Below are 26650 nucleotides of genomic sequence, written 5' to 3'. Positions count from 1 at the left end.
TAGTATTACCTGTTAGTGTCCCCACTTGTAACCTTTGGTTAACTCTTGATATCTCTCTTTCATCTTTTTAAGAACTGCTGGGTTGGTTTCAGCAAGATTTTTCTGTTGTGCAATATCATCCGTAATGTTATACAGTTGCTCTTCTTTAGAGTTTCCTGTTTCGTTCATTACTCCCCAACTGATATAGTGTCCTCCTTTGTAAGGAGGAATATAGATATAATCCCCTTGTCTAAGTCCTGTTTTGTGTCCTAAAGCTTCAAATACAAGCTCCTGACGTCCTTTAAGATCTTTTCCAAGGATTGCATCCATATGGTCTTCGCTGTCCTTTAAATCGATTCCTTTTACGTTAAGAAGGCTTGCGAAAGAAGCAAGGAAATCTAATTGCGTTACGACAGCATTCGATTCTCCTGGTTTAATATGGTTGGTCCATTTTACAAAGAAAGGAATACGCGTTCCACCATCGTAAAGGCTGTACTTACCTCCTCTTAGTGGTCCTAAAGGTTTGTGATTTCCAAGAAGTTCGTCTGCTTGATCTGCATATCCATCATCTGTAACAGGACCGTTATCACTCGTAAAGATGACAATGGTGTTCTCATCTAATCCTAGTTTATGAAGGTGTTTCATAAATTCACCTACACACCAGTCTGCCTCAAGAATAGCATCTCCACGTGATCCCATACCTGATTTCCCTACAAAACGGCTGTTTGGTAGACGTGGAACGTGTGGTTCGTGTAGTGCATAGTATAGGAAGAATGGTTTGTCTTTATGGTCAGTCACATACTGTTTTGCCTTCTCTAAGAAAAGGTCTGCCATATCTTCATCTTTCCAAATAGCGCTCTTTCCACCTTTCATGAAACCGATACGCGAGATGCCATTGATGATTGATTGGTTGTGCCCTTGCGTTGTCTTCATCCTTAACATTTCAGGATTATTTTTTCCCGTAGGTTCTCCTTCGAAATTCTTCTTATAACTTACTTGGATCGGATCGTTAGGGTCTAAGTTGTCAACATGTCCATTATTAATATAGACACATGGTACACGATCGTTGGTCGCAGCCATGATATACTCTGAATCGAAACCAATAGCACGCGGTCCAGGTGTCACCTCTTTATTCCAATCTACATTTCCATTCCCAAGTCCCAAGTGCCATTTTCCAATAACAGTGGTTTTATATCCTTGACTTTGAAGCATTCTAGGAAGTGTGTTCCATGTAGTGTCAATAAGTAGAGGTGCATTTCCAGCAAGTACTTCTGCTTTCTTGTTTTTCCAAGGATAAGCTCCAGTCAACATACTATATCTTGCAGGAGTACAAGTGGACGAAGCACAATATCCATTGGTGAAACGAATACCACCTGTAGCAATCTTATCAATATTTGGGGTTTTAATCTCTGTTGCACCATTGCAACTGACATCGCCAAACCCTAAATCATCTGCCATTATAATGATAATATTAGGCTTTTTAACTTCCTTCTTTGAAGCGTCTTCTTTACAAGATGTGGTACCCAACATCAGAAGAGAAAGAAATGCTCCACCAATTGTGTTTGTAATTCGTGTCTGATTCATTTCAGTAATTAATAAGTTAATTTTAAGCTATCAAATATATGGATATGTTATGTAAAAATCCTCTATACGATCTGTTTTTTGGTCTATTATGCCCTATCTCTTGAACGATTAATGTAGGTTAATATTTTCAATCGATGGAAACAATTTTGTCTCATTTTATCTTGAGAATGATCCTCTAGGAGACTTTTATTCAATTTGTGGGGTATTTTTATCTATAAAGAAAAGTGGAGCTAATTCTTTACAGATAAAAAAAGTCATCATCCAAATAAATGAATGATGACTTTTTTATATTGTAGGATCGTTATTATAGCTCTAAGTCCACGTCAAATTTCTCGACCCATGGCAATCCATTCTCTCCTAGAAGTTCAAGGAATGGATCTGGATTAAATTCCTCTACATTATATACACCTGGTTTTTTCCAAATGCCTTTAAGGTACATCATGGCTCCAAGCATACAAGGGACTCCCGTAGTATAACTTACTCCTTGCATTCCTGTTTCATCGAATGCTTTTTGATGGCTACAGTTATTATAAATATAGTAGGTCTTCTCCTTACCATCTTTTACTCCCTTGATACGACATCCTATCGAAGTTTCGCCAGTATAGTTCTCTCCTAGGTCTCCTGGATCTGGGAGCACTGCTTTAAGAAATTGAATTGGTACGATCTCTTTCCCCTCATATATGATTGGTTCAATACTTGCCATCCCTATATTTTGGATTACTCGAAGGTGAGTTAGATACTCTTGACCAAATGTCATCCAGAATCGTGCTCGTTTGATCGTAGGATAGTTTTTAACCAAAGACTCCAGCTCTTCATGATAGATTAGATATGACTCTTTCTCTCCAATGTTGGGATAATCAAGAGGTCTATGAATCTCATGTGGTTTGGTTACCACCCACTTCCCATCTTCCCAATATTTCCCCTCTTGGGTAATTTCACGAATATTGATTTCAGGATTAAAGTTGGTAGCAAAAGCTTTTCCATGGTCTCCTCCGTTACAGTCGACGATATCCAAATAGTGGATCTCATCAAAGTGGTGCTTTGCTGCACGGGCAGTAAAAATACTTGTTACTCCAGGGTCAAAGCCACAACCTAATATTGCAGTAATTCCCGCTTCCTCAAATTTCTTTTTATATGCCCATTGCCAACTATACTCATATTTAGCCTCATCAATAGGCTCATAGTTGGCAGTATCTAAATACGATACTTTCGTCTCAAGGCAAGCATCCATAATCGGAAGATCTTGGTAAGGAAGGGCTACATTGACAACCAACTCAGGTTTAAAATCATTGATAAGTGCCACGACCTCTTTTACGTTATCAGCATCAACAGAAGCTGTTGTGATATTCACTCCTGATATTTTCGAAGCAATATCTTTACATTTTAACTCTGTTCTACTAGCCAACAAAATGTCTGAAAATAGATCAGGGTGTTGCGCCATCTTTTGAATCACTACCGATCCAACTCCACCAGCACCAATAACTAAAACTCTACCCATTTTAGAAAAGAATAAATGTTAATTAATAAGGATATATCCTTTTATTTGAATATACAAAGATACGAATGTTTCGAAATAGATTGGATAGAGAAGAAAAAAAAGATATTACTGTATCACTCTTGTAGCTTATTTTGGCTTTGGGAGCGTTTGTATTACTCAGATCATGCCTTTTCGTTGTATGCAAATATTTTGCATGTTCGTATCGATGGTTTAACTCTGTTTGGATATGTAATTAAAAGGAACCACGATACTCTTGCTTGCTGTGTGTTGAACAGTGTGTCTATTCTAGATTGTTGTAATGGGAGATATAGTTGAATGGGGCTTGTTATCATTAGATAAGTACGTGGCTTTTCTCTACGACATGTGGTTGAAATAATGGACTCTTAAAATGGTGATGCAATATCTGGGAGACGCATTGCTTCTGTTCCATGACTAGCAGAGATATTTGTTAGTAGAATGAGCCGTTACCTTAATTTTTTTATTATAAAATAGGTACAAATAAAAAAGGATGCCTGGTTATGAGCATCCTCTTAAAACCTCCGTGTTATATTGTGTATTAGTAGAAAAAAATAGATTAAAACTAAAAATAGAAAAACAGAACAAACAAATAATATGACACGATGGAGGTAATTCAAACATCACTTATGTAATTATTGAAACATCTGTTTGATGAATATGTTCTCTATTTCCTGTCTTTTTAACTTTCTTTATTCAAAAGTATTAATGATTCCATGATCTAATTTAGATTCTGGAATCTCAAGCTCTTGCTCTAGAAATGCATCCATATCATCTTCATTCTCAAAGGTCACAACAAGCTGGTGGCCTAATAGCATATATCCTTCACTATCTTTGATGATCTTCAGCCCAGGCATCTCTGTCGAGAAATCTTTAATTGCTACTCCAGGCTTTCCTAACTCTCTTTCATCTAACCAAGATAGGTAATCTAGATACCACTCTTCTAGACTCTTCAGGTGTTCTATATAATCTTCAAGCTCTCTGTTTTTATCGTATCCCATCATTTCAATACGGAATATCTCTAGATCGCCTTCTCCATTGATGTATGCGGAGTATGTTGACATCGGTACCTCTTTCTCGCTAAGATCCTGAATGGAGATAGGATACACTTTTGAAGAGAAGAAGGGAAACTGGTTATGAAAAACCACTTCGAAATCATTCTCATTATTTGAAGTTGGGTTAACTCCTAGAAGGAACTTATCTTCAGCTCTTTTTTGATTTTCTATTTTCATTCTTTCTTCTTTTAAATAATCCTCTACGCTTCTTTTTTACCGATTTATCTGCAATATTACTACTTTTTTTTGGTATCGGTGCATTCACCGATCTTATGACATCCATAAAATAGTCTTGGTTCTTGTTGAATAAGATCTCATTAACCTCTTCAATAACGGTAACTGCTTTCCCTCTATTTACTTGCGTAATCACTACCCCTTTAGTTGTGTAGGGACCATCTTGGTAACGTCTGCCCATATACCCCATCGTACGTCTAATATTGAAATCCCCTTTTTCCCAAGAAAGATCTTTCTCTCTATGGTAAGGTAATCTAAGTCGCATATTGGTGGCGTAGTAGACTAGATCTTGCATCCAATCTACCTTTTCTGTTATAATTGTAACTGTTGGGGTAGTTGTCCCCACCTCTTTTATAGAGATTGGTTTCGATGCAAAGGTTAATATCTGACGTTTGGTACTATCATTCCCTTCTTTATGTACTAACTTCCAATTATTTGATGGAAACTCGATCTCTAGTTTCCCTTTGTCAATAGTAAAAAGGGATTGAAAATTGATCTTTTTTACCACCTTTTCAGATGTGTCATAGAAGAGCCATTCTCCATTCTTTTTCCCTCTACGATATGCTCCTTTTGCTTTCTTCTTCCCATTATGGTGGAATACAACGGTGTATCCATTTAAAATTCCTTGAGTAATATTCGACTCTGCTCGAATATTACCGTCTTTATAGTATTCCTTTAATTTCCCTGTTAAGATGCCATTCTGGTAGTTCTCTTCTGCTTTTACCCTTCCATTATCCCAGTAGTATTTGTGTACACCATCTGGCCTTCCTTCTTTAAATAGACCTTCATGTTTGGTCTTCCCATTGTAATAAAACCATACAAAACGTCCATCCCATGGTACAGCCTTCTTCCCATTGAGAAAACCTCTCATATGGACCCTGTTCCCATCATTGTTATATACAGTGATGTTGGCTTTCTTATTGATTACTTCGATGACTGTAGTATAACTGCTAATCTCCTTCGGTACTCGTTCAAACCATTGGTTATAATATAAGGTGTCTTGTGCTTTTAGGGGAAGGTGTCCCCAAAGAAGCAATAGTAGAGGAATGCAGTAAGTCAATCGTTTCATGAGTTCATTATTTAAAACAATGAATTCTTTTTGGGCAAAAGAATATTGTAAGCAATTTACAATATGTAAAAATACAAAAAAAAGTCAACAAGTCATTACTCTATATGTTATAATGACTTGTTAACTTTTAGTAAGTGTTGATTTATAGCCTATTGTAGTTTATGTACAACAAGACCCGAACGTAATTTCGGCTCAAACCAAGTTGTTTTGGGAGGCATAATATTATCTGTATCTGCAATATTAATCAGTTGTTTCATCGAAACAGGATAGAGTGCAAAAGCCACCTTCACCTCATTAGAGTCGACTCGTCTGCTTAGTTCTTTTAAGCCACGAATACCCCCAACGAAATCGATACGCTTGTCTCTTCTTAAGTCTTTAATTCCCAATACTGGATTTAGGATATGGTCCGAAAGAATAGTGACATCCAACCCTTGAATAGGATCGTCATCATTACACATCTCTGGTTTTGCATCAAAACGATACCATTTCCCTTCGATGTACATAGAGAATTGGTGCAGTTTTTGTGGCTCTAGAACCTCATTTGAAGAGTCTACAAAATCAAACTTTGTCTTTAAAAGATCTAAGAATTGAGTCGTAGCCATTCCATTAAGATCTTTCACTACTCGATTGTAGTCTATAATCTTCAGTTGGTTGTCAGGAAAGTGTACTGCAAGGAAGAAGTTATACTCCTCTTCTCCTGTATGGTTAGGATTTTTTTCTCTCATCTCTTTTCCAACGAGGGCAGCAGCAGCAGTTCTATGATGACCATCTGCGATATAGGTATTTGGAACCTTAGCAAACTCTTTTGTGATAAATTGAATATCTTCAGGTTTGTCTATCACCCAAAAGTGGTGACCGAAGCCATCCTCTGCAACAAAATCATACACTGGCTTGTGGTTTGCAACAAACTTTTCTACAAATGCATCAATACTATTCACAGCAGGGTAAGAGAAGAATACGGGCTCCATATTGGCTTGTGTATTTCTCACATGTTTCATTCGATCCTCTTCCTTATCCGCACGGGTAAGCTCGTGTTTTTTGATCACACCATTCATGTAATCGTCTACCGCAGCACATCCAACAATTCCATATTGGGTACGACCATTCATGGTCTGAGCATAAATATAGAGTTTGTCTTCTTTGTCTTGCTCTAGCCATCCATTTTGTTGAAAATCCTTAAATTTTTCTACCGCTTTATCATACACCTCAGGAGCATGCTCATCCATAGTTGCTTCGAAGGCAATCTCCGGTTTGATAATATGAAGAAGTGAATATGGATTTCCTTCAGATTCTTTTCTTGCCTCCTCTGAGTTGAGGACATCGTAAGGACGAGAAGCAACTTGTGTTGCCAAATCTGTACGTGGACGTAAACCTTTAAATGCTTTTAGAATAGCCATACTTTTAGTTTTCTATTAAATTACACTCTAAAGAAGCAGGAGAGAACTTGCTCTCCTGCATATCTGATTGTTTTGTTTTTTCACGATAGTGTAAACAGAATAACATTGTAGGGGACCGACGACATTAGGGTTCATGATGAATTTGTGTCTTACCCAAACAAGACATTACTTGTTTACTTGAAAATCAGCTACCTTCTCATTTAGATATTTTGCTGATTGGTTCAATGCTGCTTTTCCTGCATTGAAATTTGCCTCTTCTGTTTGTGCCCCCAACTTTTTAGCAGTAAAGAATACCTGTTTCCCATACTCTTCCAAAAGCTCTTGTGCATTACTAGGTGCAATATCTGCTACATAGTGTAGATCTGTTCTTTCACTAAGTGCTTTGGCAAGTTCCTCTTCATGAATTACCTCTTTACGTGCTGTATTGATAACTACCGCATTTTTAGGCATCGACATGAGTAGGTCATAACCAATACTATTGATAGTATCCTTGGTTGCAGGGATATTTAAAGAGATCACCTGGTTATTTGCAAACAACTCTTTTACTGTCGCGCAATATGCAACCTTGTCATTACCTGTCTCCCCTGGTTTAAGGAAGATGTCACAAGCAGCAACCTCCATATTGAATCCGAGTGCATAGTTTGCAATTCTACGACCGATGTTTCCAAAACCTAAGATTCCAAGACTTTTTCCAGAGATTTCAAACCCTTGATTTCCTGAATATTTCTTGCGTGTCATCATAAGAAGAAGACCGAAAGTTAACTCTGCTACTGCATTGGCATTCTGTCCTGGTGTATTCATTACCACAATACCTTTTTGTTTAGCATATTCACAATCAATATTATCGTATCCTGCACCACCACGAACAATTACCTCTAATTTAGGGGCTTTATCCATCTCTTGAGCTCCGATCTTATCACTTCTTACAATCAATCCTTCAACATCTTTCAGTGCATCATATAGTTCCTCTTTTGAGCTATATTTCTCTAATAATACCACCTCTACATTTAGACTCTTAGCAGTTTCTAACATATAATTTGTGGTCTCTTTAGAGAATGGTTTTTCTGTAGCAACTAATATTTTTTTCATCACTGTCATAGCTTAAAATTATAGTGAAATTTAGAGCTTATTTCATGGAACAAACATGACAACAATCATTTTTTGTAAAAAAATAGCTCCCTATTTCACTGGATTACAAATGTTCTACAACAACAATCATCGTGTCGATCGTGTCGTAGTTTTTTTTAAATTATAATATAATACAGCTTCTAGCTTTGATCTTTTTAGAGACTTCACTAGGTGTAAATCAAAATGAAATTATCCTGACAAATTGGGTGTCACAAAACATTCATCTTTAGTTATAAAAAAGGAATATAAAAAAGTCGTAAAATAACATTTACGACCTTTCCTTATCTCTTTGAAAGCCATTAACGGCTCCTTTTTTATGCTTGTTTTTGCTCAAACTCTTTCATTGCGTCCACAAGAACTTGAATGCTCTCTTTGGGCATAGCATTGTAAGTAGATGCACGGAATCCTCCAATAGATCTATGTCCCTTAATACCAACACAGTTTTTAGAAGTTGCAAGTTCAAAAAACTCAGCCTCCTTCTCTTTGTAAGCTTTTGTCATCACGAAAGTAATGTTCATCAATGATCTGTCTGCTGGATCCTTTACCACTGGTTCGAAACATTTGTTACGATCCAACTCATCATAAATGATGGCTGCTTTCTCTTGGTTCACTTTAGCAATTGCCTCAATTCCACCATTCTCTTTTAACCATCTTAATGTTTGCAATGCTGCAAATACTGGTACACATGGAGGAGTGTTGAACATTGACCCCTTCTCGATATGAGTGCGATAGTCTATCATAGTAGGAATTGGACGATCTACTTTTCCAAGTGCCTCTTTGCGTACAATAACCAATGTAACGCCCGCTGGTGCTAGGTTTTTCTGTGCTCCTGCGTAGATCAAATCATATTTTGATACATCGATAGGACGACTGAAAATATCCGATGACATATCTGCAATCAATGGAACAGATACTTCTGGATCGTGGTGAATCTGTGTTCCGTAAATGGTGTTATTGGTAGTATAGTGGAAGTAATCGACATCCTCTGGTACTACATACCCCTTAGGGATATAGTTGTAAGTCGTATCTTTAGATGATGCCACTTCGACAATTTCACCAAATAATTTTGCTTCTTTGATCGCTTTGTTGGACCATGTACCTGTATTAAGGTATGCTGCTTTTGTCTTTAGCAGGTTAAATGGAACAGTAAAAAATTGGGTAGATGCACCTCCTTGAAGAAATAGTACTTCATGAGTTTCTGGCACCTGTAACAACTCTTTTACCAAAGCGGTTGCTTCGTCCATTACTGCTACAAATTCCTTGCTTCGGTGGGAAACCTCCATTACAGATAGTCCTGTTCCTGCAAAATCTAATATAGCTTCCGCTGTTTTTTTAATTGTGTATTCTGGCAAGATCGAAGGTCCTGCATAAAAATTATGCTTCTTCATAGCGATTTGGTCATTAAATATGTTATTATCCTAATAATTAATGAACTGAAAGAAGTTCATTAACTTGTTATATTTTGTCAATATAATGTTTTTTAAAACAAAATCCTATGTCATGATAAAAATCATATGTAATATGAAATAAAGACTTAACACAGGGTGGTATTTTATCTCTAAACGCATGCATGAGAGTTTAGAGATAATCATATCATACACGTTATGATTAACCTACACCAAAGGTAATTTTTTGATCAAAGCTGGAATCAGTTTCTTCCTAACACGGATATAGACTGTATTCCCGAATTTACAGTGATCGATATGAATATATCCCAAACCAATACCTTGCTTCAATATAGGAGATTGGGTTCCAGATGTAACCACACCAATTTTGTTTCCTTCAGCATCACAAATTTCATATCCATGACGAGGAATACCTCTCTCTTGTAGAATAAAGCCTCGCAAGCGTTGTTTTACTCCTTCTGCTTTCTCTTTTTCAAGTGTTGGTCTGTCAATAAATGGTTTGTTGTCGATAAACTTGGTTGTCCATCCTAATCCTGCTTCAAGAGGAGAGGTGGTGTCATCGATATCGTTGCCATATAGACAATATCCTTTCTCCATACGTAGGGTATCGCGAGCAGCCAAACCAATTGGTTTAATCCCCTCAGGAGCTCCTTCACGGAAAATCTCAGTCCACAACATCTCTATATCTTTGTTCTCACAATAGAGCTCAAATCCTCCTGATCCAGTATACCCTGTATTGGAGATAATCACATTCTCTACCCCTGCAATGGATCCTACTACAAATTGGTAAAAAGGAATTTTATCCAACTCTACAGTCGTAAGTCGTTGAAGAATCTCCTGTGCTTTGGGGCCTTGAACAGCAAGCTGAGAGATACGATCTGAGATATTATCCAATGTGACGCCTTCAATGAGGTTGTCTTGCAACCATTGGAAGTCCTTCTCAATATTCGAGGCATTGACAACCAAAAGATATTTCTGGTCTTTGATCATACAATAAACAATCAAATCATCTACGATACCTCCTTTGCCATTTGGAAAGTAACAGTACTGTGCTTTTCCATGATCTAATGCGGCTACATCGTTGGATGTCATGTGTTGAAGATACTCAAGTGATTTTGGTCCTTCTACATATATCTCTCCCATATGAGAAACATCAAAAACCCCAACACTTTCACGAACTTTCATATGTTCGCTTAGGATTCCGCTATACTCTATTGGCATATCATATCCAGCGAACTCAACCATCTTAGCACCCAATTCTCGGTGTATCTTGTTTAGAGCGGTAGTTTTCATTTTTGGTCTATTTTATTTTGAGTTTCTTTTTTAGTCAATTCTTCTAATACGATCTGTTTTGCACCATAAAGGTAGTGAGTTTGATACAACTAAAAGTGAACTTTGTCATATCGTATTTATTTCTTGTTCGAAAACATCTCACTTCATATTTTTACCACTTAAAAGAGTCTTAAAATGATACTGGCGTTTGGGTTTGAAGCCCCTTACCATCCACATAGAACTCTCTATCTTCTATAAATCCATGATCATAAAATCCCTCGACTTTCTCTATTGAGATATATCGGTGAATCCACACCCCGGCTTTGTTATATATATATCTATATCGTTCCACCGTCGCTTTCTTTGTTCCAGTGTCTAACACTCTCTTGTAATTACACATTCCCCGCGCATCATATCGATATTGTATATGCTTTGGGGCATGGGTCCCTTTTTTTATCTTTTCTAAGGATATCTTCCCATTGGGCCCATAATCGATAAACACCTCTTTTACCGGTTTGTTGGCTACATGATACTTCTTTTCAAAGACCCTCTTTTGTTTGTCATAACTGTAGTGTACTTCTACTTTCTTACTATTTTCCTTCAATTTTGCTTTGAGCATATAGGTCCCTGAGCGATAATATTGATATTCATCATATCGTAAGGTGTCTCCTTTTAAATTTCTTTTTACCATTCGAAGGGTACGCCCCATGGAATCATAAAAGTAATCTGCTCTCTCTGTCTTTACTCCCGACTTGTCATATTGATTCACCAAGATCACTTTCCCTTGTGGGCTATAAAAATAGTCCAAGCGAACATAATTGCCTTGTGGATCAAACTTATGTTCTTCTACTTTTACCCCATGTGTGTTGTATCTAATTAGACACAGCGTATCGATCTTGCCATTGGGAGAACTTTTGTCAATCTTGTATTGACTAAACTCAATGGTGTCCCCTTTGCTACTAAAACGATATTTCGAAATGGTTTCATTGGTAAGTGTCGAGCGCTCCATCTTCCCAAATCGCTCAATGGCATGGTAGCGTTTAAGGTTGACCGATTGGTCTCTCTTTTCAACCACAGAACGACTCTTTCCCGACTGATACATAGCGGAGAGGGGTTGGGTAATCCAAAACGTGATCAAAAGCAGCAATCCAATAAACTTCATTCTAGTGTTGTTTGTATAAAAATTTGTACCATAAAATACCTAAAATGCAAGGTAACTAATTTTCATCTATTCTCTAATTTAACAATTCAATTTATCATATGCAATCCTATATCTATGCAATATGGTTGAATAGATATGTAACGTTTTTATGTATTGACAGCCGAAATATCATTAAAGGAAGACTTAATAATTAGACAAGGCTGTGGCTTATCAATTTTGTTTGTCTATACGATGATGTTGTCGTAATATGGATGCAATTCCTATGTGTAACAATGGTAGTAGTGATATTATTGCATTCATAATTTGCATTTACCCACTTCTAACGAAACATTCTAAGTCAGGCAGTACTATTGACTGATCTACTAGGTCAATATTTTACAGAAGAGGTTTCTTTGCATTTAGCAACGATATTGTTGTCATGTTTAATAAATGGATGATCTTGAAGGTTATGTGATGTGCAATTATTTCCTGTTAGAGAAAAAGAAGAAATTTAAAGAGAAGGTACCACATAAAAGCGAATTATACAGTAATCCACAATATGACTATTTTGTTTGTCCTATGGACCACTTATGAAATATTACAGAGGTAATACAAAAAATGGCTTCTTGCTTTGTGATTGGAAAAAAACATTATACAATTGGAAAAATGATTTAAAGGGAGAAGTGGGGGGGTATGAGCGTAAATTATGTCACTGAATGTAACTACTCAGGTTCTTTTTGAGTCTAATAATCACACAAAAGTTCCAAACACGTTGTTTTAGTGATGATTGTTAATAATAATAGGCCGTATTGTTGATTACTTTCTGTTATAATATTTTCTAATTTGTCAAGATCAATGAATCTTTGTAATCATGAGAACAATTGATTGTTTAGAAGAAGAAAATAGAGCTTTAAAGAAGCAGGTTGAGACATTACTGAAAGAGCTAGACAGAGTGATGTCACGAGTTCAAGCTTTGTCACAAGAGAATACTATGCTTCATGAAAAAGTAAAGGATCTAGAAGATAAACTATCGCGTAATCATAAAAACAGTAGTAATAGTAGTTTTCCACCTTCAAGAGATTTACATACAGTAAAGAAAAATCAATCACTTCGAAATAAATCCACTAGGAAACCCGAAGGTCAACCCAAACATAAAGGATCGACATTACAACAGAGTGATTTCCCAACAAGCATAGAGTCATATTATCCTCCATCGACGTGTCAGTGTGGTAATACATTAAATCAAGAAGACGCTAGCTTGTTATGCAAACGTCAGGTTTTTGACATACCACCTGTTCTTGAACAAATCTGTACTGAGCATCGTCTTTATGAAAATAGATGCAGTTGTGGTCAACTACACAAAGGTTCTATGCCCTCGAATATAAAAGCACCTGTCCAATACGGTTCTCATTTACGATCACTAATTGTAAGCTTGTATGTTGAACATTATATCCCTTTAAACCGTATTGGTTCACTAGTGGAAGAGATAACATCATTTAAAATTGGAGATGGGACTATTACTAATATTTTAAATAAAGCCCAAGAGGTGATGACTCCTTTATATGAATCACTTCGTGAATCGATATCCAAATCCAGTGTAGTTGGTTCAGACGAAACAGGTTGCAAGATCAATGGAGGCAAAGGATGGATGTGGGTATGGCAAAATCATGAGGTAACATTCATTACAGCCAATAAGTCTAGAGGGTATAAAGTTGTTGTAGAAAATTTTAAAAAAGGATTTATTAATGCGACCTTAGTCAGTGACTGTTATGCTTCACAATTAAAAACTCCAGCCAAACATTATCAACTATGTTTAGCACATTTACAACGAGAATTAATCTACATTAAACAACAAACGAATAACAGTTGGGCAGAGGATATTTTGAATATATTCTATAAAGCCATGAAATTAAAGAGAGAATCAGCCAATAACCAATATCCTTTGGCTACCTCCCGTTTTTTAGTCAGAAATCTAGATTGAGTCTCATTTGTCCTACGTCTACTTGTGTCTGTTTACTCTGTATTATATGTTTTGTGTAAACATTTGCCAATAAAATTTTAATTATCGTACTTATCTTATAATAGATAAAATTTCTGAGTTCAGATACCTTGTTTTTATCAAGTATCTTAATTTTGCTATCTAGCAACAACCTTAGATGCATGGACTCTAATGTGTTATAAAGGATTCCCATTGCAATGGTTAAAATTGCCAACATGCATTGCAGTCCATCAAACTTCTTTATTTGTATATTCTCTAAATCATAGCTTGATTTGATATGTCTATGGTATTCTTCTATTTTCCAACGAAAGCCATATGCTTGAAAAGCTTCACTAATAACTTCTGTTATTGTATGCTTAGGTGAGTTGGTTAATAACCAACATTTCCCTCCTGATTTGCGTTTTGTAGCAACAAGCCATAGCTCAAATTCCCTCTGCTTTATTCTATATTTAACCTTAACAGCACCACACTCAAAGTTTATCTTTTTACTTTTGTTTTTGCCTCTTTTATTGGCAGTTAATTCCATGAAGAATGGAATCTTTTTCCCAATTGTAGATACAGTAGTTTCTTTGCCTTTGTATATTAATTTGGTATTCTTTTTCAATCTGATTATGAAGTTATTTTGTTGACTAACAACATAATCCTTAATAATCTGACGATCAAATCCTCGATCAAACACACAAGTTACATTCTTTGAAATAGCATTATCTACTTCTTTTAATGCTTCGATTGCTTCATTATTTTCACTCTTGGCTCCATGATCGAAACTGTACAGCTTATTATACAAAGGTGTCATCTTATTGGCCTTATCAATATGTACAACATTCATAAGCCAATAACCTAATCCAACCTTATTTTTCTCATCTCCATCTTTTACAAAATCCAGACCTTCCATGGTCTTAGCATATTTCTTTTGAATATCTGATCCATCAAATAGAATGTAGTCTCCTTCATGAATTGTATCTGACACACAATCCATATGGCCTCTAAGAAGTTTTAAAAAGAAACCTTTTTTATTGTAATGATTTCGAAGCCTTTTGGTCGTTTGTTGTTTGTCTATAGAATCACCTATAGCTGTTGCTATTTGATTGATAATAACAGACCCTGTCTTAAGAATACCTGTTGTTATCTCACGTGTACAACGTAATTCTGGTTTGGTTAAATGACTATTTAATTTACAAAAATATAGACTTAGCTTGTTCTGTATTTGTTTTGTAAGTATCTTGTTCATGAGCTAGGTTTTAAATGATTATGTTTTCACACTTAAAATAACATTTTTAATCTAGCTTTCCTCGTTTTTACACATATATTATATTGTGAATGTCAGATACTTGCAGTAATAATACAACTTTTTTCGGGAGGTAGTCAACCAATATCCTTTAAAAGAAAAATCAATATTTAAAGAACAGCTTTTATTACTGTTGAAAAATGACGAGTATGACGATCAGCTAGATGAGATCAAGACATTACGGAGTCGATTAATTAAAAGGATTGATAGTGTGTTTACTTTCTTAGAGTATTACGAAGTTCCTTTTGACAACAATGCATCCGAAAGGTCAATACGTAATATTAAAATAAAACAAAAAGTATCTGCAGGTTATCGAACAAAAGAAGGAGCCCAAAGGTATGCCATGTTACGCTCTATTGTTGATACACTTAAAAAACAAGGAAAGAGTGTAGTGAGAATGATTGCTCATTGGTTATCTCAAAACAATCTTAAGGTCAGTTGGCAATAAAATAATTTACACATTATATATTTTCTGAACCTCCATTCTTTAGCGAATGGAGGCTAAACTATAAATGAAGCTGAGTAGTTACAATACCTGGGTTTACAGTTCAGAATGCTAATTGAGTTAGTAATACTTAGAATTTTGAAATGGTTGTATTAGTCCATCGATGAGATAACTGTGAATGATAATATCAACAAATATCTGAATATAGCCTATAGAGTTGATATTAATTGAGTTCTATTTATCCTTTTCTTAATTATTCGATGAACAAAATTAATTTGACTTTGTTTTAAATAATGTTAACCACTTTTAATTAATAAAGGGGAGAGCACTTATTTTAACTAGCACCTTTTATTAATAAATGGTGTTTTACTGAACAACCAGAACAAAAATTATCATTTTAAATGAACTACTCATCTCAATTATCCTCATCTCACTACATAATAATATCTATTGTGGTGATAGTATTGGTAGTTACTGCTATTTTATACAAGAAATACCTCAAGAAGGTGAAACAAAAGAAACTGTTTACTGAAAAAGTGAATCTATATAATCTGGGCCACCCTTCTAGTATTTTTCAGAAAATTGTTGCGGCCGATAGCCTCTTTATTCATGATTGGAATGCGGTTGTCGAAACATACCACAATGAAAAGAATCAATCCACAGTGATCGAACAGTATTTTATGGTGGTCAATATGGCAGACCATCGTTTAAGGTATTTGAAAACTGTTCACAGTAATACTCCTCTCATTATTAAGATTGACACAGAAGAACGTTTTGGGAAAGATGTGATTGGTGTTTATGACAACCAGTACCGCTTTATAGGATATCTCCCACGTAAAGTGGTAACAGAAAAAGGTTGGTTGGATCCTTTAAAAAAGAGTGAGATTCAACTTATTGGTAAATATGATGGTTTGTTAGATGGCAAACCTCGAATATCGATATCTGTTATCTCAATGGGTTAACTTTTGTTTTTATATATACCAGATAATATTTAAAAATTGTAAAGGCTTATTACAGCGAAGAGATTTCTTTGATGTATTAAGCCTTTTTTTTGCAAATAATTTAAAAAATGGTATTCTATAGCCTTATCATCTCCCAATAAATAGTAAATTTACTTCTTCTCTTTTGGGCGTTATTAATCTGTTTGTATTAATATGTGTTGAATAGCAAACCAATGTCTTGGCTGTGTTATCTCCCTCTCTTACTCTCTCGTTATTCTATTAATTAATGTCGTTAGTCTAAAAAAGAATTTTGTAGTAGTGTTCTGTTCATCCTTATTACTAAATAAGCGCTTTTGTCCTTAATGAATAATAATTATCTTGTTGATGTATACTCTTATGATTCTCTAATAATATTCGAGTTATTTTATCGTTTCAAGTTTGTATACTGTTAAAGGAGGTATATTTCTACTTTTTATTTTAATATTAGACAAAATGGATCCTAATTTAACCCCCCCAGTGGTGGTATGTAGTCTCTATTATAAACCATTTGTAGGTGGGGTGGAGAGTTCATTGTATTATATCTCTCAGGCATTAAAAAGTATGGACGAGAAGGTGGTGATTTGGACTTCCGACAGAACTCCTTCTGGAAAACGAGCGAAAAGTGGTTTTGAAGATGGTGTTCAGATTAAGCGTTTTTATCATCCTCCCATCTGGTTCTCTATATTTACCCCAATATGCTTGATCTTATCTCTATTGCGTGCTTTATATAAAGATCATTTTGATCGAAATCAAGAGGTGATATGCCGCAACCATATTATGGCTGTCGGATTTCTACTTTATGGGGTACGTAAAGTGGTATATGTTGTTCCTAGCTTGGCATCACAAATTGATACCGAGGTGAGTAGCGTTGCCTCGTTAAAGGAGCGGTTTCGAGCCTATATCGTTCGTTTTGGAATGATCTCTCAGCATATTATCATTCAAAATATTGCGATTAAAAAAGTCCCACAACTGGTCGTTTTTAGTGATACAATGTTCCGCCAAGTCATAAAAGTGGCTTCCAATCATAAAGTTAGCATGTTGCTTCCTGGTGTCGATCATGCCCGTTATCATCGATCGTTGAATATCCGTAAAAGCCTGCGTTCCTCATTATTTTTGGATCCTAATTTTGTGTTTCTATGTATGGGAAGAATGGTTCCACAAAAACAGTATCATGATGTTGTGGAGGCGGTTTCTCTTTTGCCTGAATTGATAAAACACAAGATAAAAATTCTTATTGTCGGCTCGGGACCAGAAAAGGCTGCCTTGATTCGTCTGATACAAGATAAAGAGGTGAACAACTGTTTTGAGATTTGTGAGGCTACCGATAAACCTGAAATGTTTTATGCTGCTTCTGATTGCTTCTTGATGACTTCTCGATTTGAACCTTTTGGACAGACTGTAACAGAGTCTTTGGCTTCTAGTTTACCTGTTATCGCATATAAAAGCGAAATGAGTGCCTCCTCGGAGATTGTAGAAGATGGTTTAACAGGCTTGCTTTGTCCAATGAATCCTTCTGATCTTGCTGCGTGTATGACGCGTATTGTCATGATGAAAGAGAGTGATTATAATACCATGCAAAAGCGTTGTGTAGTAGCAACTAATCGTTATTCTTGGCACGAATTCTCGAAGTCAGTCCTTGCACTACTACGAAAGGATTCAATTCAGGTCTAGTATAAATGTATTGCAGTCGTCTTTAGATAAGGAAGTGCCTTTTCTCTACCGTTTTCGATTGGAATGATGATGTCGTAATTTTTAGGGGAAATAGAAGGAGTGTAACAATCGAATAGAAATAGATAGTAATTCTCTCACTCTCATTAGCCCCCTTGTATTTATTTGCCAATGTTTGAGAGAAAAAAGCTTTCATCTTTTTTGTCAAAGGATTGTCATCATGGGAATTGATATTACAGTAGGCACATTTATATGTACGAAGAAAAATCAATTATAGTAATAATATTTATCTACTCCTGTACTATCTCTATCTGCATCCATTTCTACCTCTCCTCTTTGATACTCATTCCATAATGACTCTCATAAATCCCCAATAGACCGTCCAAAACTACACTTTGAATCCTTTTTTTTATGAATGAGACTTTCGCATTAAATGGTCAATCTCCTTATAGTGTTAATTTAAATTACTATTTTTGAAGCAACCTAATAATGAGTGGTCTTATCTAAATGATGTATATAAAAGTATGATAGTTATAGGAATTGCTGGAGGAACAGGATCGGGGAAAAGTACCGTTGTAAGACGCATTATCGAGAATCTTTCGGATGCCCAAGTGAGTGTTTTAGCCCAAGATTCATATTACAAAGACAATGGTGATATGAAGTTAGAGGATCGTCAGAAAATTAATTTTGACCATCCAGATGCAATTGAATGGGATCTACTTATTGACCATATTGAACAACTTCGTAGGGGAGAAGAAGTGGGACAACCTATCTACTCTTATCTCTCTTGTACTCGATCGGATGAGACCATTCCCGTACAGCCTCACAATGTGGTGATTGTGGAAGGAATACTCTGTTTGGGTGTAGAGAAGTTGAGAGATGTAATGGACATTAAAGTATTTGTCGATTGTGAGTCTGATGTGCGTCTATCTCGAGTGATACTAAGGGATATTGTCGAGAGAGGTCGTAGTGTAGAGCAGGTACTAGTTCGTTACGAAGATACCGTAAGACCTAGTCACATTCAATTTATCGAACCTACGAAACGATATGCAGATATCATTGTTCCATCAGGAGGACAAAACCATGTAGCCATTGATATCTTAACCCAATTCATTCAAAAGAACTTATATTAAGAATAGTATATGAAAAATGGGATAGAAACAAAGTTTGTTCTATCCCATTTTTTGTCTAGTTATAATAGAAAAGGAAGGAGTTTGGAAGAATTCCAACTTTAAAATTATCTACACTCTCTAGATTCTTGTTATATCTATATACCATTCCATCTTGTGCATAATCTATAGCATCTCCGATATAGATATCGCCATTCTTTGGATCTATACCCATCCCATAAAAAGTCTGACCTGCTTTGGCTTCAATCACCTTCTCTGGTTCTGTCTGATCAATCTTTATACGATAGACATCTTTGTTAATAAAGTATAGTGTATCCCCAGATCCATTGATACACAAATTCTTCTTTTGTGCTCCAATTGTTGGAAACTGATAACTCCACTCCACCTTGTTGGTCTTGGTGTCGATACGATATATCGAGCCTGCTGTCTGAGTTGCATATGGGTTTCCATTCCAACTACCATCACACAGCACCCACAACTTCTTGTTTTTGTCTAAAGCGATCGATTGAGGCTGAATACCTACGGTAATGCTGTCTGTCAACATCCTTGTTTTAGGGTCAATTACCAAGATCTTGTTATCGTAACTCCATGCATTGGTGAAAAGTTGGTCTCCCGTTGCAATGATCTGTTCTGTCGTATGTTGTTTGACTTTTGTGATGTCTGGATTTGTAAGATCTATCTTGTCGAGTACTTTTCCCTCGTCAAACTCTTTTTGTACCAAGTCTACTTTCGTCAATTCTGTAACACCCAAACTGGTTACAAAAGCAGAGTGATCTGGAAGGGTTACCATATATCTAGGTGAGGTTACTCCTGTCGTCTTGCCATAATAACGGGCATCTTTACCGTTTATAGTGAAGATTTTATTGTCCCCATTGACAATAATATGGATCAACTCTCCCTCTTGTGTCATCGACTGTGGAAGATTTCCTAGGATCAGTCCATCCGATCCAATATCCTTATTGGCCGTTTTGAACACCTGGTTCTCCACCTCTTGATCCACAGGATTGTATACGGAGATAGACGAAGCGGTTGGATCGCCATAAGGTCCTTCATTCAGGATATAAACACTATTACTATATTTTCCTGGGACACTCGGTTTCTTTTCTGTTTCCTCGCTGCAGGATACGAACAATGTTGTCAATAACAACAATACGCTTAAGATTCTAGTTATTTTCATATAATTAAATGAATTTTTTTAAAATTGATATTGGATAGAAAATTGAAAATTAATTCCAGGCATAGGTTGTGCAACTACACTCTCATAGGTCTGGTCTGTAAGATTGTATATCGATAGGGTATAGGTCATGGGCTCTTTATTTTTTATTTTTTGATGATATTTAAAGTCGATATCTGCCAAGTGATAACCATCAATGGTTCCATAATCGTTATTGGTGTCATTGTCAGAGGTGCTATATTGCATGCTCTGTATACTCCAATGCAATGAACTTTCAAATTGACGATAAGTGGCACCAATAGAACTTGTCAAGACATGTACAGGCGTATAGGGCAACTGTTTGTTGTACGAATCGTCGTAAGTGTTTACTGGAGTCGATCGATTTACAGTCTTGGAGTAGTTGTAGTGCAGGTCTAAGTCTATCTGTAGCTCCTTGGAAGCATTCCATCGGGTATTCTGTTTGACTGTAAAACCATACGATCTCACTTTCTCTTTGTTTGAAGGAGTCCAATAACCTGCATCCGAGGGCTTCCATTCAATCCAATTGTCTATGTCTGAGTGATAGTATTCGAGACTATTTTGGAAGGTGAACTTCGCCTTGTGAAGGGTGTTTTGTCCTCCGATACTATAGGCCCAACCACTCTCTTCTTTCAAGCCTGGATTCCCGCCAGGAATCGCATACTGGTCATTCAAGGTAGGAAATCGATAGTTTCTATTGACACTGGCTGTAAGGTCTAGTCGTTCTTGGTCTAATAGAGAAATATTGGTTCCAAAAAATGGAATCAACCCACTACTTTTGCCTTCATTCCATTGATTTTGTAGCGAGAGAGAGGTGTGGATAAAATCTGCGATCTGATAATCCGATTTTAGTGAGAGTATCTGTTGTCCTCGATGACTCTTTTGTGTCTGATATTGAATGAGATTTTCTGTATTCATGGTGAGATAGTTGACCTGTGCCCCCAACCGAAGGATGAGCTTTTCGTTTATCTCTTTGTACGCCTTTAGTTGGTTAAAGGTGTTCTTCTGTGTACTTTGGTCGTCATTCATGCTGTATCCTGTGGCATTGTCTTTGTACCAAAAATGGTTTTTTTCATGACTAAATGCTGATGATACGCTCACATTCCAATCCCAAATAGAGCTGTAGAGCTGTATACTGCTTCGATGACTTGTGGTGATCGATCTATTCTCTTTATCAGAGTCAGTATCGTTGGCCTCACTAGTCGCAATCATCGGAATGGATCGATTGTTGTATTGTCCCCAGTAGTGAATACTCAACCGAGTATTTTCATTGAATTTATAGAAAAACTCTTGTAGCCCTCCTGTGGTGAGCCAATCCCCCATTGTATTGGTTTCTGTAGGGTTGACCCATCCATCTCCCGTTTCGTTGGGAACCACCTTATAGGTATTGGTATAGGTGAAGTCATTTTGTGAAGCACTATAGTATAGCTTTGTAGAAGCAGTAAGTTTTTCGCTGATAGGATAATATAGAGCGGTCGATGCTTTATATGTCTCATAACTACCAATAGATAATGAAGCTTTGCCTCTAAAGGTCTGACTGAGATTGGGAAAGGTACGTAGAGTCACAGCTCCTCCAATATTGCTATTGGATTCACTTGTTGCGCTACCTCCAAAGAAGATAGAGGCTTGGTCTACTACCTGTGTGGGAATTAAAGAGAAATCTACCGTTCCATATAGAGGCGAGTTTAGAGGGATCCCATTCCATGTAACTTCGGTATGATTTTTTCCAGTACCCCGTATAGAGAGATACATAGCCCCCCCTCTTCCTTGTTGTTGCGAATATATCGCACTTTTCTGCAGAACTACTGCGCCAAGGTTCTCTACACTATTGTTTTGTAGTATTTGGGAAGATATCTTTGTGATGCTTTTGCCTGCAATATATTTGTTATTCGACTTTCTCTTTATATCGATGGAGCCAAGTTGAACCGTATCCTTGGTCGCCTCAGTTTGGGCGAACGAGGACAATGAGACTGCAAGAATTACAAAAAGGGATATGGCAAGACGCAAAGACACAATTTTCAAAATAGATCGATTGATTACAGTAATTTTCACGACAAAGATATAGAAAAAGAGGAGTTCAAACTATAAAAAAAGATTGTTTGCTCCTCTATTTTATTTATCTTAACATAGAAGATACTTGTATACCACCTCCGATACGCCATGATCGTTGTTGCTCGATACGATCACATCGGCTCTGTCTCTTAATGCTGGATCGACATTGTCTACCCATACACCAAGACCTGCATACTCTACCATGGTCAAATCGTTTCCTGCGTTTCCTACTGCAACAATCTCTTCTTGTTTGATCTCCAGTCGTTGTGCCAACCTCCCGATACTTGCAGCTTTGTCTATACCCTTTGGAGTAACCTCAAGAAAGAATGGCTTCGAGATAGAGACACTCTTATCTTGCTTCTCTCTCTTAAGTTGTTCTGCTACTCCCTTCAAATAAGTAGGCTCCTCTAGCATAATACACTTCACCATGTTGGTATGCACTGCCTCTTTAAAGCTCGGTACAATGCGATGTGGCATCTGGGTCAGTCCAATCTCTACATCAATATATTCTGACTCCTTTTCACTCACAATGGTTCCATCAATATAGGTGATGATATCTACCTTGTGGTCCAAACTAAAATCGTGAAGATCGTGAACTTCCTCTTTGGTCAAGGTCTGTTCAAATAGCGTCTCTCCAGTACTCATATCGGTAATGATAGCTCCATTATAACTGATAAGAAAGGAACCGTATTTTTTTAGATCCAATTGCTCTGCATATTTCATCATCGCCGGAGTTGGGCGTCCTGATGCCAAAACAACATATACTCCTGCTTCTTGTGCTTTCTGTAATGCCAACTCATTCTCTGGTGAGATTTTATGGTCATCTGTTAATAAAGTGTCGTCTAGGTCTAAGACCAACATTTTATACTTCAAGTTGCTCATCTCTTTACTTCTTTTTATTGAGCTGACAAAGAAACAATATTTTTAGAAACAATATTCCCTATGAAGGGCGATAATTGTCGGTTTGTTTTTCGCAAACGATCCCAAAAAATGTTTGCTAGTGTTAAAAAAAATAAGTTAATGTTAACACTAAAGGATCTTTTTATCCCTATTTGTTGTGGTTGATACGATGATAACATAGGTTATCGAAGTGTTAAGGTGTGCAATATGTTGTGATATAGGTGTTTGTATGGCTCGATTGCAAATCCCTAAATCTAGTGATTGTATACCTGTTTAAATGGCAATAGTTTTGTCATGTCTTCGAATACAAGGTTCAAGACAGAAAAACAAAAAACCAAATAGCAACATAAATTTGATAGTATGAGATCTAAATTATTATGTTTTTTCTTATTTGCCTTCATGAGTCTTACTAGTATGGCACAAACCTCTAAAGTGGTTCGTGGTATTGTAAAGACTGTTTCAGATGAGCCTCTTGTGGGAGCTACCGTTGTAGAACTGGGAACAACCAATGGGGTAGTGACTGATGTAGATGGAAATTTCTCTTTAAAAATAATCCATCCGAATGCGCAAGTGGAAATTACTTATATTGGATATGAGAAACAGCACTTTTTAGTGTCTAAGATAGACGCTCCACTCGATATTGTACTAAAAGATAGTGGAGTGAACCTCGAAGAGGTAACCGTCCAAGCAAGTATCTCTAATCGTCGTACACTTCGCTCTACGCCAGTAGCAGTGGCGCATATCGATGTGGAAGAGAAGATGCTAGAGACTGGTGCCGATAACTTAACTTCCGTGTTGAGTGGTAGTGTGGAAGGATTACAGGTGTTTCAAGTGAATGGTAAGGCTGGTAGTGGTACGAAGTTTAATGTGAGATCTTCTGCCTCTTTTAGTACGATGAAAGATCCAATTGTAATCATTGACGGGGTAAGGATGATTACATCAAACTACAGTGATGTGACTTCTAGTCAAGATGCGATGAGTGCACTGAACGATCTAAATATGGATGATGTGGCTTCCGTGGAAGTGATGAAAGGTCCTTCAGCCGCCGCTTCTTATGGTGCTGAAGCTTCTAATGGGGTGATTATTGTTCAGACGAAAAGAGGGAAGAGCGAAAAGATGACCATCAATGCAAAGGTTACGAATGTAATCTCTAAGAGTGCTGATGATTATGACTATTTGGTCAACGCAGACCCCATTAATGATTTCTACGGTACTGGTGTAGGGACCAATGCCAATGTAGGAGTCAGTGGACGAACACAAGGGGATTTAAGCTATTATGCTAGTCTTAACTATCGTAATAATGAGAGTTATGTTCCAGGGAATACGGACAATCGTTTGGGGCTACGTTTAAATCTTGGTAAACGTGGTGATTGGTATGAGTGGAGTGTGAATTCTCAATATACTAACGGAAAACTCTCTGTTCCTTTGACTGACCAAAGTAAATATAGTGCAACTTGGAACTTGATGAAATTTGTAGAGCCTTGGCCTTTTCTTACGGAGGATGCATGGAACGCTATTGATATTAACTATGATAATGACCGTTATATTGGGGGAGCAAAACTAAAATTGACTCCATTTAAAGATTTTCATATTTGGGGTAATGTGGGATATGACCAAAATAATGTATTCGGTACAAATCTATATCCTTATGGCTTTGAATACGGCTCTATCTCAAAGGGGCGTAAAAAAGAGTCAAATCATACAACCAAGAGTATGAACTTCGAATTTGGTGCAGATTATTTGTGGAGAGTCAATGACATCTCGAACCTGCAATTCTCTTTGGTCTCTCAAACCAATAGATATTATGATCGTGTCAATACCATCGATGTGCAAGACTTCTCTGCTCCTGGTGTCGACGGTATCGGTACTGCTGGTAAAGTGAATGGTGTCTCAGAGAATGTCTTCGAAAAACGTATACAAGGATATTATGGTGAAGTAAACTATACTTATGACGACAAACTGTTTCTTGGAGCTGGTTTGCGTCGTGACCAATCAAATCTTATTGGAGAGAATGTGGCTTCTATATGGTACCCTCAAGTGAATGGTGCTTATGTGTTTGACGACCTGAGGTGGGCAGATCAATTGAAGGTCCGTTCTGCATATGGTGAGAGTGGACGTCTACCAAATCCATACGATGCAAACTCTTCTTATATCGGGTTGCAATCTCCTACAGGTAGTGCTTACGACTACTATATCAAAGGAAATCCCGATATCAAACCAGAGCGTACTAGAGAGCTAGAACTAGGCTTCGATTGGACGCTATCAAAACATAGAGTGGGTGTGACTACCTATTTCCAAAAAACGGAAAATTCGATTATCTATACCGACCTTCCTCCTTCTGAAGGATGGCCAACAAACAATGGAAAATATGCACAAAACCTTGGAAAGATCAAAGGTTCAGGGGTGGAGCTTTCTTATAACGGAACCCTTTATGAGTCAGAATCAAACGACCTAAAGATTGACTTTTTTGCCAACGCAAGTTATCAGACCAACGAAGTGCTATCTACAGGAGGAGTGGTTCAAAATGTGTGGGCTACAACTATTCGCGAAGGTCTTCCAGTATATGCTTTTTATACTTCATCCAATGTGGCTACTTTCGATCCTGTGACCAAAGAGTATACTGGGGTGGCGTCTACAGATCCTGAGTATCTTGGCAAACCGACTCCAGACTATACTGGTTCTTTTGGTTTCAATGTCAAGATGTTTAAGAAGGTGACTGTGTCTGCTCTTTTTAACTATGCCACAGGTTTCCAATTGTATAATGTGACTCAACGTAATATTGCTAGAGGTACAAACGATGTCGATATTGCGCAGAACAACTACAAGCCTAGAGTGGAGGCATATAATAATATGAATCAATATGCTCCAGGTACTCCTGAGTATATCCACTGGGCAAATGAGTATGCTTCAAACAACGGAGACGAAAGAGGAGACTTTATTCAAGATGGTGACTTTCTTCGTTTGAGTGCTCTAACTGTAAGTTATGATATGACCTCTTTGTTGAAGAACACGCTTAAGACAGATACCTTCAAAAGTGCTAGAATCTCCTTTACAGGAAACAATCTATTCCTTTGGACTAAATACAAAGGTTCCGATCCAGAGATTGATGCAAGTGGTGGAAGCTCATATTCTCGTTCAATATCCTATTCTGGATTAGATTGGACAACAGTTCCTAGAGCAAGAACTTTTACAACTACCCTGTCCTTAACTTTCTAAAA

General features: G+C 37.0%; 19 protein-coding genes. 6 read left to right on the top strand and 13 right to left on the bottom strand.

From position 1 onward, the window contains the following. Positions 1–12: 12 nt before the first annotated feature. The 9 genes from K4L44_10030 to K4L44_09990 form a co-directional block, all read right to left on the bottom strand. A complete protein-coding gene (locus K4L44_10030) occupies positions 13–1563 on the bottom strand; it encodes a sulfatase-like hydrolase/transferase (GenBank protein QZE12926.1) in 1551 nt (516 codons plus the stop codon). Between the two features lie 304 nt (positions 1564–1867). After that, positions 1868–3061 carry a saccharopine dehydrogenase family protein gene (locus K4L44_10025; GenBank protein ID QZE12925.1) on the bottom strand — a complete coding sequence of 398 codons (1194 nt, stop codon included), beginning with the start codon at positions 3059–3061 and terminating at the stop codon, positions 1868–1870. A gap of 707 nt (positions 3062–3768) precedes the next feature. Beyond that, positions 3769–4308, bottom strand: a complete 540-nt coding sequence (locus K4L44_10020; protein QZE12924.1) for a hypothetical protein — start codon at positions 4306–4308, stop codon at positions 3769–3771. Further along, entirely contained in the window at positions 4280–5434 is a 1155-nt protein-coding gene (locus K4L44_10015) for a hypothetical protein (protein ID QZE12923.1), read from the bottom strand. The genes K4L44_10020 and K4L44_10015 overlap by 29 nt, the downstream gene beginning before the upstream one ends. 149 nt (positions 5435–5583) lie before the next feature. Next, entirely contained in the window at positions 5584–6831 is a 1248-nt protein-coding gene (locus K4L44_10010) for a DUF1015 family protein (protein QZE12922.1), read from the bottom strand. Positions 6832–6996: 165 nt separating this feature from the next. Then, on the bottom strand, positions 6997–7920 hold the full coding sequence (locus tag K4L44_10005; GenBank protein QZE12921.1) for a 3-phosphoglycerate dehydrogenase: 924 nt from the start codon (positions 7918–7920) through the stop codon (positions 6997–6999). A gap of 353 nt (positions 7921–8273) precedes the next feature. Beyond that, the gene (gene serC, locus K4L44_10000; protein ID QZE12920.1) at positions 8274–9347 is read right to left on the bottom strand and encodes a 3-phosphoserine/phosphohydroxythreonine transaminase; all 1074 of its coding nucleotides are present in this window, start codon (positions 9345–9347) and stop codon (positions 8274–8276) included. A 225-nt stretch (positions 9348–9572) separates the two neighbouring features. Further along, positions 9573–10658: a glycine cleavage system aminomethyltransferase GcvT gene (gene gcvT, locus K4L44_09995; GenBank protein ID QZE12919.1), complete on the bottom strand. Its 1086-nt coding sequence runs from the start codon at positions 10656–10658 to the stop codon at positions 9573–9575. 169 nt (positions 10659–10827) lie between these two features. Next, a complete protein-coding gene (locus K4L44_09990; GenBank protein QZE12918.1) occupies positions 10828–11799 on the bottom strand; it encodes a hypothetical protein in 972 nt (323 codons plus the stop codon). A gap of 850 nt (positions 11800–12649) precedes the next feature. Between K4L44_09990 and K4L44_09985 the strand changes: the two genes are divergently transcribed. Next, complete coding sequence (locus K4L44_09985; GenBank protein QZE12917.1) at positions 12650–13759, top strand: transposase; 1110 nt, start codon at positions 12650–12652, stop codon at positions 13757–13759. On the opposite strand, the gene K4L44_09980 is transcribed toward K4L44_09985, so the two are convergent. Then, positions 13743–15008 carry a transposase gene (locus K4L44_09980; protein ID QZE12916.1) on the bottom strand — a complete coding sequence of 422 codons (1266 nt, stop codon included), beginning with the start codon at positions 15006–15008 and terminating at the stop codon, positions 13743–13745. The two genes, K4L44_09985 and K4L44_09980, sit on opposite strands and share 17 nt — an antisense overlap. Before the next feature lie 190 nt (positions 15009–15198). Between K4L44_09980 and K4L44_09975 the strand changes: the two genes are divergently transcribed. The 4 genes from K4L44_09975 to udk all read left to right on the top strand — a co-directional run bounded on the left by K4L44_09975 (position 15199) and on the right by udk (position 19291). Continuing rightward, on the top strand, positions 15199–15513 hold the full coding sequence (locus K4L44_09975; GenBank protein QZE12915.1) for a transposase: 315 nt from the start codon (positions 15199–15201) through the stop codon (positions 15511–15513). A gap of 398 nt (positions 15514–15911) precedes the next feature. Beyond that, on the top strand, positions 15912–16472 hold the full coding sequence (locus tag K4L44_09970) for a hypothetical protein (GenBank protein ID QZE12914.1): 561 nt from the start codon (positions 15912–15914) through the stop codon (positions 16470–16472). 471 nt (positions 16473–16943) lie between these two features. Further along, positions 16944–18161: a glycosyltransferase family 4 protein gene (locus tag K4L44_09965; GenBank protein QZE12913.1), complete on the top strand. Its 1218-nt coding sequence runs from the start codon at positions 16944–16946 to the stop codon at positions 18159–18161. 521 nt (positions 18162–18682) lie between these two features. Next, positions 18683–19291, top strand: coding sequence for a uridine kinase (udk, locus tag K4L44_09960; protein ID QZE12912.1), 609 nt, complete (start codon positions 18683–18685; stop codon positions 19289–19291). Positions 19292–19346: 55 nt separating this feature from the next. Here the strand turns inward: udk and K4L44_09955 are convergent, their stop codons facing one another. From K4L44_09955 to K4L44_09945, 3 genes are all read right to left on the bottom strand, one after another. Next, positions 19347–20465: a DUF5074 domain-containing protein gene (locus K4L44_09955; protein ID QZE12911.1), complete on the bottom strand. Its 1119-nt coding sequence runs from the start codon at positions 20463–20465 to the stop codon at positions 19347–19349. An 18-nt stretch (positions 20466–20483) separates the two neighbouring features. Continuing rightward, complete coding sequence (locus tag K4L44_09950) at positions 20484–22532, bottom strand: TonB-dependent receptor plug domain-containing protein (GenBank protein QZE12910.1); 2049 nt, start codon at positions 22530–22532, stop codon at positions 20484–20486. 69 nt (positions 22533–22601) lie between these two features. Beyond that, on the bottom strand, positions 22602–23414 hold the full coding sequence (locus tag K4L44_09945; protein ID QZE12909.1) for a Cof-type HAD-IIB family hydrolase: 813 nt from the start codon (positions 23412–23414) through the stop codon (positions 22602–22604). Between the two features lie 378 nt (positions 23415–23792). Here K4L44_09945 and K4L44_09940 point away from each other — a divergent pair, with 378 nt between their 5' ends. After that, positions 23793–26648, top strand: a complete 2856-nt coding sequence (locus K4L44_09940; GenBank protein QZE12908.1) for a TonB-dependent receptor — start codon at positions 23793–23795, stop codon at positions 26646–26648. The last annotated feature ends 2 nt before the right edge of the window (positions 26649–26650 follow it).

This window comes from Prolixibacteraceae bacterium (genome assembly GCA_019720755.1).
In the GTDB taxonomy this organism is placed as follows: Bacteria; Bacteroidota; Bacteroidia; order Bacteroidales; family Prolixibacteraceae; genus Halosquirtibacter; species Halosquirtibacter laminarini.
Note: the sequence above shows the minus strand (reverse complement) of the source record. Positions and strands in the feature narration are given on the sequence as shown.

What these genes read in the sequence shown, in the direction of transcription:
- K4L44_10030 (QZE12926.1), bottom strand. Translation starts at nt 1,563, where the DNA reads ATGAATCAGACACGAATTACAAACACAATTGGTGGAGCATTTCTTTCT.
- K4L44_10025 (QZE12925.1), bottom strand. Translation starts at nt 3,061, where the DNA reads ATGGGTAGAGTTTTAGTTATTGGTGCTGGTGGAGTTGGATCGGTAGTG.
- K4L44_10020 (QZE12924.1), bottom strand. Translation starts at nt 4,308, where the DNA reads ATGAAAATAGAAAATCAAAAAAGAGCTGAAGATAAGTTCCTTCTAGGA.
- K4L44_10015 (QZE12923.1), bottom strand. Translation starts at nt 5,434, where the DNA reads ATGAAACGATTGACTTACTGCATTCCTCTACTATTGCTTCTTTGGGGA.
- K4L44_10010 (QZE12922.1), bottom strand. Translation starts at nt 6,831, where the DNA reads ATGGCTATTCTAAAAGCATTTAAAGGTTTACGTCCACGTACAGATTTG.
- K4L44_10005 (QZE12921.1), bottom strand. Translation starts at nt 7,920, where the DNA reads ATGAAAAAAATATTAGTTGCTACAGAAAAACCATTCTCTAAAGAGACC.
- serC (QZE12920.1), bottom strand. Translation starts at nt 9,347, where the DNA reads ATGAAGAAGCATAATTTTTATGCAGGACCTTCGATCTTGCCAGAATAC.
- gcvT (QZE12919.1), bottom strand. Translation starts at nt 10,658, where the DNA reads ATGAAAACTACCGCTCTAAACAAGATACACCGAGAATTGGGTGCTAAG.
- K4L44_09990 (QZE12918.1), bottom strand. Translation starts at nt 11,799, where the DNA reads ATGAAGTTTATTGGATTGCTGCTTTTGATCACGTTTTGGATTACCCAA.
- K4L44_09985 (QZE12917.1), top strand. Translation starts at nt 12,650, where the DNA reads ATGAGAACAATTGATTGTTTAGAAGAAGAAAATAGAGCTTTAAAGAAG.
- K4L44_09980 (QZE12916.1), bottom strand. Translation starts at nt 15,008, where the DNA reads ATGAACAAGATACTTACAAAACAAATACAGAACAAGCTAAGTCTATAT.
- K4L44_09970 (QZE12914.1), top strand. Translation starts at nt 15,912, where the DNA reads ATGAACTACTCATCTCAATTATCCTCATCTCACTACATAATAATATCT.
- K4L44_09965 (QZE12913.1), top strand. Translation starts at nt 16,944, where the DNA reads ATGGATCCTAATTTAACCCCCCCAGTGGTGGTATGTAGTCTCTATTAT.
- udk (QZE12912.1), top strand. Translation starts at nt 18,683, where the DNA reads ATGATAGTTATAGGAATTGCTGGAGGAACAGGATCGGGGAAAAGTACC.
- K4L44_09955 (QZE12911.1), bottom strand. Translation starts at nt 20,465, where the DNA reads ATGAAAATAACTAGAATCTTAAGCGTATTGTTGTTATTGACAACATTG.
- K4L44_09945 (QZE12909.1), bottom strand. Translation starts at nt 23,414, where the DNA reads ATGAGCAACTTGAAGTATAAAATGTTGGTCTTAGACCTAGACGACACT.
- K4L44_09940 (QZE12908.1), top strand. Translation starts at nt 23,793, where the DNA reads ATGAGATCTAAATTATTATGTTTTTTCTTATTTGCCTTCATGAGTCTT.